Source organism: Streptomyces sp. 796.1, from assembly GCF_047525675.1.
In the GTDB taxonomy this organism is placed as follows: domain Bacteria; phylum Actinomycetota; class Actinomycetes; order Streptomycetales; family Streptomycetaceae; genus Streptomyces.
Window position 1 is genome coordinate 162,521 of sequence record NZ_JBLIWA010000039.1, and the last position, 14,988, is coordinate 177,508.

At 71.4% G+C, this 14,988-nt stretch carries 8 protein-coding genes; 5 read left to right on the forward strand and 3 right to left on the reverse strand.

Annotation, left to right across the window (positions count from 1 at the left end):
* Positions 1-43: 43 nt before the first annotated feature.
* Both ACMA1D_RS24535 and ACMA1D_RS24540 read left to right on the forward strand, forming a co-directional pair.
* A complete protein-coding gene (locus ACMA1D_RS24535; protein WP_414726167.1) occupies positions 44-3,820 on the forward strand; it encodes an AAA family ATPase in 3,777 nt (1,258 codons plus the stop codon).
* A 229-nt stretch (positions 3,821-4,049) separates the two neighbouring features.
* Positions 4,050-5,477: a sugar porter family MFS transporter gene (locus ACMA1D_RS24540; RefSeq protein ID WP_414726168.1), complete on the forward strand. Its 1,428-nt coding sequence runs from the start codon at positions 4,050-4,052 to the stop codon at positions 5,475-5,477.
* A 68-nt stretch (positions 5,478-5,545) separates the two neighbouring features.
* Here ACMA1D_RS24540 and ACMA1D_RS24545 read toward each other — a convergent pair whose 3' ends face one another.
* Both ACMA1D_RS24545 and ACMA1D_RS24550 read right to left on the reverse strand, forming a co-directional pair.
* Positions 5,546-6,577 (reverse strand): LLM class flavin-dependent oxidoreductase, encoded by a 1,032-nt coding sequence (locus tag ACMA1D_RS24545; RefSeq protein ID WP_414726169.1) that lies wholly within the window; start codon positions 6,575-6,577, stop codon positions 5,546-5,548.
* An 81-nt stretch (positions 6,578-6,658) separates the two neighbouring features.
* Complete coding sequence (locus tag ACMA1D_RS24550) at positions 6,659-8,176, reverse strand: purine-cytosine permease family protein (protein ID WP_414726170.1); 1,518 nt, start codon at positions 8,174-8,176, stop codon at positions 6,659-6,661.
* Between the two features lie 193 nt (positions 8,177-8,369).
* Here ACMA1D_RS24550 and ftsY point away from each other — a divergent pair, with 193 nt between their 5' ends.
* Positions 8,370-9,584: a signal recognition particle-docking protein FtsY gene (ftsY, locus tag ACMA1D_RS24555; protein ID WP_414726171.1), complete on the forward strand. Its 1,215-nt coding sequence runs from the start codon at positions 8,370-8,372 to the stop codon at positions 9,582-9,584.
* A 453-nt stretch (positions 9,585-10,037) separates the two neighbouring features.
* Here ftsY and ACMA1D_RS24560 read toward each other — a convergent pair whose 3' ends face one another.
* Positions 10,038-10,706, reverse strand: coding sequence for a bifunctional DNA primase/polymerase (locus tag ACMA1D_RS24560; protein ID WP_414726172.1), 669 nt, complete (start codon positions 10,704-10,706; stop codon positions 10,038-10,040).
* A 567-nt stretch (positions 10,707-11,273) separates the two neighbouring features.
* Here ACMA1D_RS24560 and ACMA1D_RS24565 point away from each other — a divergent pair.
* Both ACMA1D_RS24565 and ACMA1D_RS24570 read left to right on the forward strand, forming a co-directional pair.
* On the forward strand, positions 11,274-12,773 hold the full coding sequence (locus ACMA1D_RS24565; RefSeq protein ID WP_414726173.1) for a hypothetical protein: 1,500 nt from the start codon (positions 11,274-11,276) through the stop codon (positions 12,771-12,773).
* A gap of 627 nt (positions 12,774-13,400) precedes the next feature.
* Complete coding sequence (locus ACMA1D_RS24570; RefSeq protein WP_414726174.1) at positions 13,401-14,705, forward strand: ammonium transporter; 1,305 nt, start codon at positions 13,401-13,403, stop codon at positions 14,703-14,705.
* Positions 14,706-14,988 lie beyond the last annotated feature (283 nt).

Consider the following 14,988-nt stretch of genomic DNA (forward strand, 5'->3'; position numbering starts at 1 on the left):
CGGGCAGCCGCCCCCCGTCGGGTGAGCGGTAAAGTCCGACGGCGTGCACCTCAAGAGCCTGACCCTACGAGGCTTCAAGTCCTTCGCCTCCGCCACGACGCTGCGTTTCGAACCGGGCATCACCTGCGTCGTGGGCCCCAACGGGTCCGGTAAGTCCAACGTCGTCGACGCCCTCTCCTGGGTCATGGGGGAACAGGGCGCCAAGTCGCTGCGCGGCGGCAAGATGGAGGACGTCATCTTCGCCGGCACCACGGGGCGCCCGCCCCTGGGGCGCGCCGAAGTCTCCCTCACCATCGACAACGCCGACGGTGCGCTGCCCATCGACTACGCCGAGGTCACCATCACGCGGATCATGTTCCGCAACGGCGGCAGCGAATACCAGATCAACGGCGACACCTGCCGGCTGCTCGACATCCAGGAACTGCTCTCCGACTCCGGCATCGGGCGCGAGATGCACGTCATCGTGGGGCAGGGCCAACTCGACTCGGTGCTGCACGCCGACCCGATGGGGCGCAGGGCCTTCATCGAAGAGGCGGCCGGCGTACTCAAGCACCGCAAGCGCAAGGAGAAGGCGGTCAGGAAGCTGGACGCCATGCAGGCCAACCTGGCCCGCGTCCAGGACCTGACGGACGAACTCCGCCGGCAACTCAAGCCACTGGGGCGCCAGGCGGCCGTCGCGCGCCGTGCCGCCGTCATCCAGGCCGATCTGCGCGACGCCCGGCTACGACTGCTCGCCGACGACCTGGTCACTCTGCGCGAGGCGCTCCAGGCTGAGGTCGCCGACGAGGCCGCGCTCAAGGAACGCAAGGAGATGGCCGAATCCGCGCTCCGTACTGCCCAACGGCGCGAGGCCGCACTGGAGGAGCAGGTCCGAGCCCTGTCGCCCCGGCTGTCGCGCGCCCAACAGACGTGGCACGAGCTGTCCCAACTCGCCGAGCGGGTACGGGGCACCATCGGCCTCGCCGACGCTCGGGTCAAGAGCGCGACCTCGGCGCCCGTCGACGAACGGCGGGGCCGCGACCCGGAGGACATGGAGCGCGAGGCGCAGCGCATCCGTGAGCAGGAGGCCGAGTTGGAGGCCGCGCTTGAGGCCGTCAGCCGGGCGCTGGACGACACCGTGGCGCACCGCGCGGAACTGGAGCGCGAACTGGCGCACGAGGAGCGCAGGCTGAGGGACGCCGCCCGGGCCCTCGCCGACCACCGGGAGGGCCTGGCCAGGCTGCACGGCCAGGTGAACGCGGCCCGCGGCCGGGCGGCCTCGGCGCAGGCCGAGATCGACCGGCTGGCCCTCGCCAGGGACGAGGCCCGGGAGCGGGCGACCGCGGCGCAGGAGGAGTACGAGGCGCTCAAGGCCGAGGTCGACGGGCTCGACGAGGGCGACGCCGAACTGGCCGACCGGCACGAACAGGCCAAGCGAGACCTGGCCGCGGCGGAATCCGAGCTCGGCGCGGCGCGTGAGGCCGTGACGACGGCCGAGCGACAGCGAGCGGCCACCACCGCCCGGCACGAGGCCCTGGCCCTGGGGCTGCGCCGTAAGGACGGCACCGGGGCGCTCCTCGGCGCGGCCGACCGGCTCGGCGGGCTGCTCGGCCCCGTTGCCGAACTCCTCACCGTCGCACCGGGCCACGAGGTGCCCCTGGCTGCCGCCCTCGGGGCCGCGGCCGATGCGATCGCGGTCAGGGACCCGGCGACGGCCGCCAACGCCCTCCGGCTGCTCCGCAAGCAGGACGCGGGGCGGGCGGCCCTGCTGCTGGGCGCCGGCCCGAGCGCCCCGGAGGGTGTGGCGAGCACTCCGGAGCGTGCGGCGTGCGCCCCGGAGCGCACGGAGGGGAGCACGGGCGCAGCCAACGGCTACCCGGGCGCCTGGCCGGCGCCCGAAGCGACCGACTCACCCGAGGACGCCGGCCCCGGGGCCGGCGCGGGCCGCGCGTCAGCCGAAGACGGCCCCGTGGGCGTACGGGGCGCCGAGTCGGCAGCAGCGGGACTGACAGGTGTGCCCGGGGCCCCGTTGCCGGCCGCCGAGCTGGTGCAGGGGCCGGCCGAGTTGCTTCCCGCGGTGCGGAGGTTGCTGCGCGACGTGGTGGTGGTCGCGACGTTGGAGGACGCCGAGGACGTGGTTGCCGGCCGGCCCGAACTGACGGCGGTGACCGCCGAAGGCGACCTGTTGGGCGGTCACTTCGCGCAAGGAGGCTCCGCCGGTGCGCCCAGCCTGCTTGAGGTGCAGGCCCAGGTCGACGAGGCGGCCTCGCAGCTCACGGAGTTGGAGGCGCGCTGCGAAGAGCTCGCAGCGGCGCAGCGGACGGCGCAGGAGCGGCGCGCCGAGGCGGCGGCGACCGTGGAAGAGCTCGCGAGCCGCCGGAGCGCGGCGGACCGGGAGAAGTCGCAGGTGGCCCAGGCGCTCGGACGACTCGGCGGCCAGGCACGGGGCGCCGCGGGCGAGGCCGAGCGGATGACGGCCGCAGCGGCCAAGGCCGAAGAAGCCCTGCTGCGGGCGACCGAGCAGGCGGCCGAGCTGGAAGAGCGGCTGAGCGTGGCCGAGGAGGCGTCACCGTTCGGCGAGGACGGGGCGGACGAACCCGACACCGCCGCCCGTGACCGGCTGGCCGCCGACGGGGCCAACGCCCGGCAGACGGAGATGGAAGCCAGGCTCCAGGTCCGTACGCACGAGGAGCGCGTCAAGGGGCTGGCCGGCCGGGCCGACGCTCTTGACCGGGGCGCCAGGGCCGAGCGCGAGGCGCGGGCCCGCGCCGACCAGCGCCGGGCCCGGCTGCGCCACGAGGCGGCGGTGGGAGCCGCGGTGGCGTCCGGCGCCCGGCAACTCCTGGCCCACGTCGAGGTGTCGCTGCAACGGGCCGACGAGGAGCGGCGGGCCGCGGAGCGGGCGAAGACGGAGCGCGAGGCCGAACTCGTCGCCGAGCGGGACCGCGGCCGGGGCCTGGCCACGGAGCTCGACAAGTTGACGGATTCGGTGCACAGGGGCGAGGTGCTCGGGGCGGAGAAGCGGCTCCGTATCGAGCAGTTGGAGGCGAAGGCGCTGGAGGAGCTGGGCGTGGAGCCGGCGGGGCTCGTCGCCGAGTACGGCCCCGACCAACTGGTGCCGCCGTCCCCGCCCGCCGAGGGCGAGCAACTGCCCGATGACCCGGAGCACCCGCGCAACCGCCCCGTGCCCTTCGTACGGGGCCAACAGGAGAAGCGCTTGAAGGCCGCCGAACGCGCGTACCAGCAACTCGGCAAGGTCAATCCGCTCGCCCTGGAGGAGTACGCGGCGCTGGAGGAGCGGCACAAGTTCCTGACCGAGCAACTGGAGGACCTGAAGAAGACCCGGGCCGATCTGCTCCAGGTGATCAAGGACGTGGACGAGCGGGTGGAGCAGGTGTTCACGGAGGCGTTCAGGGACACGGCGCGCGAGTTCGAAGGCGTCTTCTCGCGGCTCTTCCCCGGCGGCGAGGGCCGGCTGATCCTCACCGACCCCGAGAACATGCTGACCACCGGCCTGGACGTGGAGGCCCGCCCGCCGGGCAAGAAGGTCAAGCGGCTGTCCCTGCTGTCGGGCGGTGAGCGCTCGTTGACCGCCGTCGCCCTGCTCGTGTCGATCTTCAAGGCCCGGCCGAGCCCGTTCTACGTGATGGACGAGGTCGAGGCGGCGCTGGACGACACCAACCTCCAGCGGCTGATCCGGATCATGGAAGAACTCCAGGAGAGTTCGCAGCTCATCGTGATCACGCACCAGAAGCGCACCATGGAGGTCGCCGACGCGCTGTACGGCGTGTCCATGCAGGGCGACGGCGTGTCCAAGGTCATCAGCCAGCGGTTGCGCTGAGCGCCCCGTTGGGTTGCCCCGTACCAGGCAGGTGGCTTCAACTCTTGTATGGACATGCGGAATGTTGCTTTTCGTTTGGTGTACTGCGAAGCGTTGACTTCGTAAATTGAACGCATATTCTGCTGAGTAGCGCTTCTAGTTTCAAGTGGTGGCCCGCTCTGTCCGCGGTCCCACGAGGAGCGGCCAGCCCCCACGCACCCGGCAGCGTCGCCGGGCCCAGGAGTCCACCGTGAGTAGCACCGCACACCCGCCGGCGCCCGAAGGCCACAAGGCCCAGCCCGAGCACCTCGGGCATGTCGTCTTCATCGCCGCGGCTGCGGCCATGGGCGGTTTCCTCTTCGGCTACGACAGCTCCGTCATCAACGGGGCCGTCGAGGCGATCCGGGGGCGCTTCGACATCGGCTCCGAAGCCCTGGCCCAGGTGATCGCGGCGGCCCTCATCGGATGCGCCATCGGGGCCACGACGGCGGGCCGGATCGCCGACCGGATCGGCCGCATCCGCTGCATGCAGATCGCCGCCGTGCTGTTCACGATCAGCGCCATCGGCTCCGCCCTGCCGTTCGCGCTCTGGGACCTGGCCCTGTGGCGGGTGCTCGGCGGCGTCGCCATCGGCATGGCCTCCGTCATCGGCCCCGCCTACATCGCCGAGGTGTCCCCGCCGGCGTACCGGGGCCGACTCGCCTCCTTCCAACAGGCGGCCATCGTCACCGGCATCGCCGTCTCACAGCTCGTCAACTGGGGCATCCTGCGCCTCGCCGGCGGCGACCAGCGCGGCACTATCGCCGGACTTGAGGCATGGCAGTGGATGCTCGGTGTGATGATCGTCCCCGCCGTGCTGTACGGGCTGCTCTCCCTCGCCATCCCCGAATCGCCGCGCTACCTCATCGCCACGGGGCGGCTCGACCGGGCCCGTACGGTGCTCGTGGAGGTCGAGGGCCGGGGCGTGGATCTCGACGCGCGGGTCGCCGAGATCCAGGAGGCGATGCGCCGCGAGCACCAGTCGACCTTCAAGGACCTGTTGGGCGGCCGGTTCGGCCTGCTGCCGATCGTCTGGATCGGCATCGGCCTCTCGGTCTTCCAACAACTCGTCGGCATCAACGTGATCTTCTACTACTCGTCGTCGCTGTGGCAGTCCGTCGGCATCGACCCCACCAGCTCGTTCTTCTACAGCTTCACCACGTCGATCATCAACATCATCGGCACCGTCATCGCGATGGCCTTCGTCGACCGGATCGGCCGCAAACCACTGGCACTCATCGGCTCGGCCGGCATGACCCTCTCGCTCGCCGTCGCGGCCTGGGCGTTCTCGGCCAAGACCGGCTCGGGCGAGGACATCACGATGCCGGACACCCAGGGCACCGTCGCGCTGATCGCCGCGCACTCCTTCGTCCTGTTCTTCGCCCTCTCCTGGGGCGTGGTGGTCTGGGTACTGCTCGGCGAGATGTTCCCGAACCGGATGCGCGCCGCCGCCCTCGGGGTCGCCGCATCGGCGCAGTGGGTGGCCAACTGGGCCATCACCGTCAGCTTCCCGACGCTGTCCGACTGGAACCTCTCCGGCGCCTATGTGATGTACACGATCTTCGCCGCGCTCTCGATCCCGTTCCTGCTCACGTGGGTGCCGGAGACCAAGGGCAAGGCGTTGGAGGAGATGGGCTGACCCCCGCCCCCCTCTCCTCGCGGCCCCTACGCTCCGTACCGGACCGCGAAACCGCTGCCCCGGCGCCGCTACGGAGCCGGGGCAGCATCGATCTTGGGCAGCACCGCACTGGCGAACAGGTGCAGCGAACTCCAGCCCTCCTCCACGGGAATGCCGCCGCACAGCGGGTGGAGCACCAACCGGCCCCCCGCGCCGAGGCGCCCCGCCAACTCCACGCACTCGTCGGGCGTCAACACGCAGTACCGCCCCTCCCGACGGAGCGCGTCCACGTCGTCCGCCGGTGGGCGCGCCCCGGAGCGCACGGTCGCCCGACGCCAGGAGGCGTGCACCCGGGCCTCGTGCAACAGGTGCTGCCCGTACGTGGCCCAGGTCCGGTCCGGATCCTCCGACAGGTGCAACACCGGGGTACGGGGCGCCGGCATCACACAGCGCCCCGTGGTGCCGTACTCCGCGCACCGCGCCTGGTAGTACGTCGCGAGTTCCGGCAGGTGCGCATTGAGGTACAGCGGCAGCCCCAGCCGGGCCGCCCGGCGCGCTGCCGCCCGCGAGCCCCCGCCGACGTACAGCCTCGGGTGCGGCTGCGTGTACGGCCGCGGAGTGACGCGTACGGTGCGCCCGCGGTAGCCGAACGGCTCGCCGGTCCACGCCGCAAGCAGCGTCTCCAGCGCCTCGTCCTGGAGCTTGCCCCGCCAGTGCCAGTCCTTGCCGTGCGCCCCGTACTCCGCGCGCCGCGAGCCGAGCCCCGCAACGGTGATCAGCCTGCCGCCGCTCAGCAGGTCGAGTACGGCCACGTCCTCGGCGAGCCGCAGCGGGTCGTAGAGCGGCGCGAGCAGGGCGGCGACCGTGACCGAGATCTGCCGGGTGGCACCGAAGACGGTGCCGGCGAAGGTCAGTGGCGACGGCAGCCAGCCGTTGACGGCGCCGTGGTGCTCCTCGGTCTGGATGGTGCCGATACCGCGGTCGTCGGCGAAGGCGGCCATGTCGATCGCCGCGCGGTAGCGCCGTGACAGGGACTCAGGAGTGGCCGTCGGGTCCACCAGGTTGAAGCGCACGGCGGTCGTCGGCGCCGTCGGCGGGCCAGCGTGCTGGGCAGCGGACATGGGAATCCCCTTCGCCGTGGACGGTCCGAGGACGGCGAAGGGGACGCTAGCCGGCAAAGCGGCCAGGTGGTAGGGCGCGGTTCAGCCGACGGGGTTCCACTTCTGGCCATCGCCCACGGTCACGGACGGGGCGCCGCCCGCGCCCTCACGGGGCCGCGGGAGCAGCGCGAAGCACGCCGCGGCGAGCACGATCGTGGCGGCCCACCCCAGTCCGTTGCGCCCGATCCAACTCGCGGCGAGCGGCCCCGTGAACCAGTCCACCTCCGTGAAGCACAGGCCCGCCGTCAGGGCCAGCCCCCAGGCCGTCAGGGCCTGCCAGCAGAAGCCGCCCGCGTACCAGTACCGGCTGCTGCGACCGGTGTCCAGCAGCCCCTGCGCGTCGTAGCGCACGGCCAGCGCGCGGCGCCGGAACATGTCCACCGCGTACACGCCGATCCAGGCCGAGAAGGAGACGGCGAGCAGGGTGAGGAAGGTCAGGAAGGAACCGTAGAAGCTCTTGGCCACCAGCATCAGCAGCAGACCGCCGACCAGACTGATCACGGCGTTGACGGAGACCGCCAGGGCGCGGGGCAGCTTGACGCCCATGGTCTGCGCGGTGAAGCCGGCCGAGTACATCGACAGGCTGTTGATCAGCAGCATCCCGATCAGGGCGGTGATCAGGTACGGCACCGCGAGCCAGGTGGGCAGCACGTCACCGAGGAAGGAGACCGGGTCCGCCGCGGACGCCAGGTCCGGCGTGCCGACCGCCATCACGGCGCCCATCAGCACCATCGGCACGACGACCAGCGCGGCGCCGGAGACGGTGACGCCGACGATCCTGCGGCCGGACGCGGCGTGCGGCAGGTACCGCGCGAAGTCGGGCCCCGTGGGCACCCAACTGATGCCACCCGCCGCGATGGTGCCGATCCCCGCGACGACCAGGGCGGTGCTGCCGGCCGGCCGGTCGAAGACGGCGCCCCAGTCGGTGTCGACGACCAGGTAGCCGAGGACGAGCACGCTGAAGGCGCCGAAGACGTAGGTCGACCAGGTGTTGCACCGGTGCAACACGGCCCGCCCCATGCCGCTCACCAGAAAGGTGGCCGCCACGAAGCCGACCAGTGTGATGACGATCAGTACGTTGTTCTGCCGCACGTCAAACATCAGGTCGAGAACGGTCAGCACGGCGTACGCACCGGTGACCGCGTTGATCGTCTCCCAGCCGAAGCGGGCCACCCACAACACGGAGCCGGGAAAGTAGTTGCCCCGCACCCCGAACGTGGCCCGCGAAAGCATCGCCCCCGGCGCGCCACCCCACTTCCCCGACACCGACAGCACGCCCACCATCCCGAACGAGACGGTGGCGGCGCACCCGGCGACCAGCAGCACCTGCCACAGGCTCAGCCGGTTGAAGACCACCAGGCCGGCACCCATGGTGAGCAACAGCACGCTGATGTTGGCCGCCACCCAGGTGGGGAAGAGCTCGCGGACCCGGCCGTGGCGCTCGTGCGCCGGCACCGGCTCGATGCCACGCGTCTCGACGGCGTGCGCGGCAGCAGCCAGGGCGCTGTCGGCCGGCGTGGGACGGGGGGTGGCGGACGCGGCGGACGTCTGGTGGTCCATGGGGGGCTCCGTGCGTTCGAGCGGGGCGGTGGCGGCTGCCTGGGCAAGGAGGCGCAAGGAAGAGGCTCTACGCGCGTTGCATCGTCCCATGCCGTGGAGCTTTGCTCCAAGTTCGAGCCGTAAAGCGGCTTTGGCTCTCGCTGCGCGTGCATGGCCTCGCTAATCCGGACGCGTGGCCGATACTGGGTGCGTTATGGAAATCGTCATCCTTGCCGTAGTCATCGCTGTGGTCGCGCTCGGCGCGATCAGCGGGCTCGTCGTCAGCAGCCGCAAGAAGAAGCCGCTGCCCCCGGCCCCGCCGAGCAGCCCCTCCGTCACCGCGCCGCCCGCCGAGCCACACGTCGGCGAGGAAGCCGAGACCCCGCGCGACGAACCCCGCCGCACCATCGAAGAGGTGGACCTGCCGGCGGCCACCGCGACGGAGCCCGAGGCGCCAGCCGCGCCACCCGCACCCGAACTCGACGTACCGGAGCCCAGCGCAGGCCGCCTGGTGCGGCTGCGCGCCCGGCTCTCGCGCTCGCAGAACAGCCTCGGTAAGGGGCTGCTGACCCTGCTCTCCCGGGAGCACCTCGACGAGGACACCTGGGAAGAGATCGAGGACACCCTGCTGACCGCCGACGTCGGCGTCGCCCCCACCCAGGAACTGGTGGAGCGGCTGCGCGAGCGCGTCAAGGTGCTCGGCACCCGCACCCCCGAGGAACTGCGCGCCCTGCTCCGTACCGAGCTGCTCCAGCTCATCGGCCCCGACAGCGACCGCACCGTGCACACCGAGAGCGGTGTGACCGCTGACGGTCAGGAGAAGCCCGGCGTGGTGCTGGTCGTCGGCGTCAACGGCACCGGCAAGACCACCACCACCGGCAAGCTCGCCCGCGTACTGGTCGCCGACGGCAAGTCCGTCGTGCTGGGCGCGGCCGACACCTTCCGCGCCGCGGCAGCCGACCAGCTCCAGACCTGGGGCGAGCGCGTGGGCGCCCGTACGGTACGGGGCCCGGAGGGCGGCGACCCGGCGTCCATCGCCTTCGACGCGGTGAAGGAGGGCGTCGAGGAGGGCGCCGACGTCGTCCTGATCGACACCGCCGGACGACTGCACACCAAGACCGGCCTCATGGACGAGCTGGGCAAGGTCAAGCGGGTCGTGGAGAAGCACGGCACGGTCGACGAGGTGCTGCTCGTCCTCGACGCCACCACCGGCCAGAACGGCCTCATCCAGGCGCGGGTGTTCGCGGAGGTCGTGGACATCACCGGCATCGTGCTGACCAAGCTCGACGGCACTGCCAAGGGCGGCATCGTGGTCGCCGTGCAGCGCGAGCTCGGGGTGCCGGTCAAGCTCGTGGGCCTCGGCGAGGGCGCGGACGACCTGGCCCCGTTCGAGCCGGAAGCGTTCGTGGACGCACTGATCGGCGACTGACACCGAGACAACGCCTGACGGGGGCCGAACCAGGACCCAGCCAGGTCCGGCCAGGCCCCGTCAGGCGCCAGCCGGGAACCAGGGCCGCCCCGCCCACCGCGGGGCGGCCCTCGTGCTGCCTGGACGGGGCCACGGGGCGGAGCCGGGCGTACGGGGCAACGGGGGAGCGGGAGCCGGCGCGGGGGACGGGGCGAGGGGGCGAGTAGGACGGGGTGGGAACGGTGCGGGCGGTGGGGCCCGCCGGGGCTGGGCTGGGCCTGTGGTGCCGGGGGCGCCGGCTGTGCGCTACGGAGCGCATGTGGGGGGGCGTGCGCGGCTGGTGCGCGATGAGCGGTGCGCTCCGACGCGCGCGGCGAGGTGCACCGGCTTCCCGCGCAGCGCGGGGCGGCACTACGCACAGCAGCGGGCCGGTCGTTTCCGGCCCGCTGCTGTGTACCGGCGAAGGCGTGCGGGTCAGGCGCCCGCGCGGTGGCAGACGTACGCCAGGGTGCCGAGCAGCAGTCGGGCGTGGGGCGGGTGGTCGGCCGTGTCCAACTCCGGCGGACGAAGCCACCGGACGGGGCCGAGCCCCCCGTGGTCCGAGGGCGGGGCGGTGATGTACGCACCGCTGCCGAGGCCGCGCAGGTCGAGGTCGGCGTCGTCCCACCCCATGCGGTAGAGCAGGTGGGGGAGCTCGGCTGCGGCTCCCGGCGCGACGAAGAACTGGGCGCGCCCGTCGGGCGTGACGGCCACCGGGCCCAGCGGCAGCCCCATCCGCTCCAGCCGCACCAGCGCGTGGCGCCCCGCTGCGGCCCCGACCTCCAGGACGTCGAAGGTGCGCCCGACGGGCAGCAACAGGGCGGCGCCCGGCGTACGGGACCAGATCACCGCGGCGTCATCGAGCGTGGCGCCCGCCGGAACGGTGCACGTACGGGGCAGCGGGTGGGCCCCGGGAGCGGGGCAGTCGAGGGCGCCGCACGAGCACTCGCGGTTGCCGCCGGCGCCCCGTACGGCACGGGCGCCCGGGGTCACGTCCCACCCCCACAGCCCGGTGTACTCCGCCACCGTCGTGCTCTCGCTCGCACGGCTGCGGCGCCGTGAGGCGGACCGCAGGTCCCGGATGCCGCCGATCGTGAAGCCCATGCCCCCTCCAACGGGAAGTGCTCTTGATGGTTACGAGTCGGAGCCCCGTCATAACCGTCGATGGCCGCTCATCGTCAGGTGACGAGCTGGCGCGCATATGGTGGTGCGCGTCAAACGCGCGCCCTTCGGTGCATCACTGCGCCCTGTCGCATCGACCTGCGACAAGTGAAGCGTGGTGCAGGGCAGGGGAGTTCATTCGAAGGGGTGGCGAATGGTGGCGTTTCCCAGAAGCGCCTCGCTAGAGCCGTGATCGTAGGATTACCGTCGGTACATGCGGGTCGAATCTGTGCTGCCCCGTGCGCGGGCCCGGGGCACTTCGCCCCGTGTCACGTCGAACCACTGCGCGGCCCCGCCGGTACCGGACGGTGCGCACACGACAGCCGGCGCCGAGGGCGACGGATGGCCGAGTCCCCGTTCTCCGCTTCGATTTCGGCGGGCGGAGTGTGATACGGAGAGCGCTGGTGACGGCGGGCGCCAGGGGCTGGCGCGGACGGCAACGGCCCGGCGACGATGGGGTTGTCGCGGCTGAGTGGACGGTGAAGTGACTCTCGAAGTGGGGGCGTTCCAGTGGACGGCAACCGCGGAAGCGCTGAGAAGCGGCCCAACGATCACTTGGGTTCGTGGTTTCTCCGCAGCGGTTGGTCCAAGGGGGAGCTCGCCCGACAAGTGAACCGCAGGGCGCGCCAGTTGGGCGCGCACCACATCAGTACCGATACCTCGCGGGTGCGCCGCTGGCTCGACGGCGAGCAGCCGCGCGAACCCATTCCCCGCATCCTCTCTGAGCTCCTTTCCGAGCGGTTCGGATGCGTGGTCAGTGTCGAGGACCTGGGGCTGCGCATGCACCACCAGGCGCCGTCCGTTTCCGGCGTCGACCTGCCCTGGACCGGGCCCCAAACGGTGTCGCTGATCAATGAGTTCTCCCGCAGCGACTTAATGTTGGCCCGGCGGGGATTCCTCGGCACGTCACTCACCCTCGCCGCCGGGCCCGCCCTCGTCGAACCCATGCAGCGCTGGCTGGTGCCGAATCCCGGCGGCGCGACCGGCCCTGGCCAGGCGGAGGTCATCCGCGTCGATCGGGCGCGGGGCGTGCGGCTGTCCGGGCCGGAGCTGGACATGCTGGAGTCCACCACCCGGATGTTCCGGATGTGGGACGCCCAGTGCGGCGGCGGACTGCGCCGCAAGGCGGTCGTGGGGCAACTCCACGAGGTCACCGACCTGTTGCAGGAAGCCCAGCCGGCCCGCATCTCCCGACGGCTTTTCCGCGCGGCGGCCGAACTCGCGGAACTCGCCGGCTGGATGAGTTACGACATCGGCCTCCAGCCCACCGCGCAAAAATACTTCGTGCTGGCGCTGCACGCCGCGCGGGAAGCCGGTGACCGTCCCCTCGGTGCGTACGTGCTCTCCAGCATGAGCCGGCAAATGATCCACCTGGGACGTCCCGAGGACGCGCTGGAGTTAATCCACCTCGCGCAGTACGGCGGTCGAGAGTCCGCCACCGCGCGTACCCAGGCGATGCTCTATTCCCTGGAGGCGCGTGCCTACGCCAACATGGGGCAGCCCAACAAATGCCATCGGGCCGTACGGACGGCGGAAGAAACCTTCGCCGACTGCACCCCGGGAGACGGGGACCCGGATTGGATTCGCTTCTTCTCCGAAGCCGAACTCCACGCGGAGAACGCACACTCCTATCGCGACCTTGCCTACGTCGCGGGTCGTAGCCCGACGTACGCGCATTTGGCCCAGCCCCACATGCTCAAGGCCGTCGAGCTCTTTGGTAGGGAAGTCAGCCAGAATCCGACGAGCCACCAGCGGTCCTACGCACTCAATCTGATCGGGATGGCCACGGTCCACCTTCTCCAGCGCGATCCCGAGCAATGCACCGTCCTCGCCGCCCGCGCTTTGGACGTGGCGCAGAAGGTGCGGTCCGAGCGGGTGAACAATCGGCTGCGCAAAACCGTCGACAGGGCCGTACGCCAATACGGGCACCTGACCGAGGTCGTTTCCCTCGCGGAGGACCTCCACCGGCTGCTGCCGGACTCGTCGGACATCACGCCTGCCGCGGTCTGACGCGCGCGCCGCCCCAAGCCGGCCGCGGCGGCCACCCCGCACGCCCGACTCGGCCCTCCCGAAGCCCAGTCAGCACGGGCTGGCCCCGCGGCCATCTCTTTGTGTCCTTGTGTCTTCGTGCACCGTCGTGGGGCAGGGCAGGGCAGGGGCAGGAAGTGGGTGCGCGGCGGTGCACCGTAGGTGGCACGTGGCACGTGGCACGTGGCACGTGGCACGGGGCGGGCGGGGCCGCCTCGCGCGCGGGGCTGGGTGCGTGCGTGCCGCTGGGTACGGGGCCGCGGGGCAACCGGAGCGAGACGCGTGGGGCACAGGGTCTGGTGGCAGGGGCCGGCCGGGGAAGTGGCTGGGCGGAGCGGGAGCTGCGGGGCGGATGCCTTCACGGTCCGTTCAGGTGCCCCGGGACAGGGCCCGGCTCATGCGGTCCGGGCGGGGCGGTAACGCATGCGCGGCGCGCGGAGTTCATGTCCACGTAACATCGCAGACCACCTCGTCATCGTGACGAAACACCGAATGGCGTCCACCGAAACGGTGCCGGGGCAATCTCCTCGGAAGACCGGTTCCTGCAAATCCCGCCCGCACCCGCCTGCCTCCCCTCGCCGAGGCAGCCGCGACGAGGAGACGTCGATAATGAACGGTGCAGATACCGCATTCGTCCTGATCAGCGCCGCACTGGTTATGGTGATGACGCCCGGCCTGGCCTTTTTCTACGGTGGCATGGTGCGGGTGAAAAGTGCCCTCAACATGCTCATGATGTCCTTCATCTCGTTGGGAATCGTGAGCGTGTTGTGGGTGCTTTACGGATATTCGCTGACCTTCGGTGATGACGTGGGTGGCGGGCTCATCGGGAACCTGGACTACGTCGGCCTCAAGGGCATCGGCCCGGACACGTTGACGGGTGGTGAACAGGGAATCCCGGTTCTTGCCTTTGCCGTATTCCAGCTCATGTTCGCCGCGCTCACGCCCGCGCTGATGAGCGGAGCGCTGGCTGATCGAGTGAAGTTCAGCGCATGGGCACTCTTCATCACGCTATGGGTCAGTCTCGTCTACTTTCCGGTTGCGCACTGGGTGTGGCAGTCGGACGGTTGGCTCTTCCGGATGCAGGTCATCGATTTCGCCGGCGGCACGGCCGTACACATCAATGCCGGCATCGGGGCGTTGGCCGCGGTTCTCGTCGTCGGAAAGCGCATCGGATTCAAGCGCGAGCCGATGCGCCCGCACAGCCTGCCGTTGGTGATGCTGGGCACGGCGCTGTTGTGGTTCGGCTGGTTCGGCTTCAACGCGGGTTCGGCGCTCGCTGCCAACGGCACCGCCGCCGCCATGGCGCTGCACACACAGGTCGCGACTGGAGCGGCCATGCTGGGATGGTTGGCGTACGAACGGATTCGGCACGGCGCGTTCACCACTGTGGGCGCCGCTTCCGGCGCCGTGGCCGGGCTGGTGGCGATTACCCCGGCGGGCGCGCACGTCAACGCGCTGGGTGCGCTCCTGATCGGCGCAGTGGCGGGCGCCGTCTGCTCCTGGGCGGTCGGTCTCAAGGACAGACTGGGCCTCGACGACTCGCTCGACGTGGTGGGCGTGCACCTGGCGGGTGGCTTGGTCGGCACGCTCCTCGTCGGCCTCCTGGCCAAGGACGGCGTAGGCGGACTCCAGCAGTTGGGCAAGCAGGCCACCGGCGCGTTCTCCGTACTCGGGTTCTCCTTCGCCGCCTCCTGGCTGCTGGCCAAACTCGTCGACGTCACCATCGGCTTCCGAGCAGCCGAGGAGCACGAAGTCGGCGGGGTCGACCAGGCGTTCCACGCGGAGACGGCCTACGACCTCGGCCCCATCAGCGCCCTCCCCAACCACGAAGCGACGCCCCTGCCCACTCGCCCCATCCCGGCCGAGGAGGCCGGCGCCCCCCGAACCCTCGAAGCTGTGAACGCGGATGCGTGAGGACTGGCTCCGTCGCCGCGTGCCCCGTTCGGCTCGGTGGTTCGGTGCTCCACGGGAGCGTTCGGGTTGGCGGAGTGTGCGGGCTGGGGGTGGGGCTGCGGCTGTTGCTACGTACGGGGGACAGTGTTAGGGCGGGGCTGGGCGGCACCGGAGCGCCAGGCGTGGCGAGCGGGCCGCTGCCGACGGACGGCGCCCGTACTGCTTGAGTCCACGGATGGCGGCGCAGTCCCCGCATCCTCGTCGGAGCACGGAGCACGGAGCACGGAGCACGGAGCACGGAGCA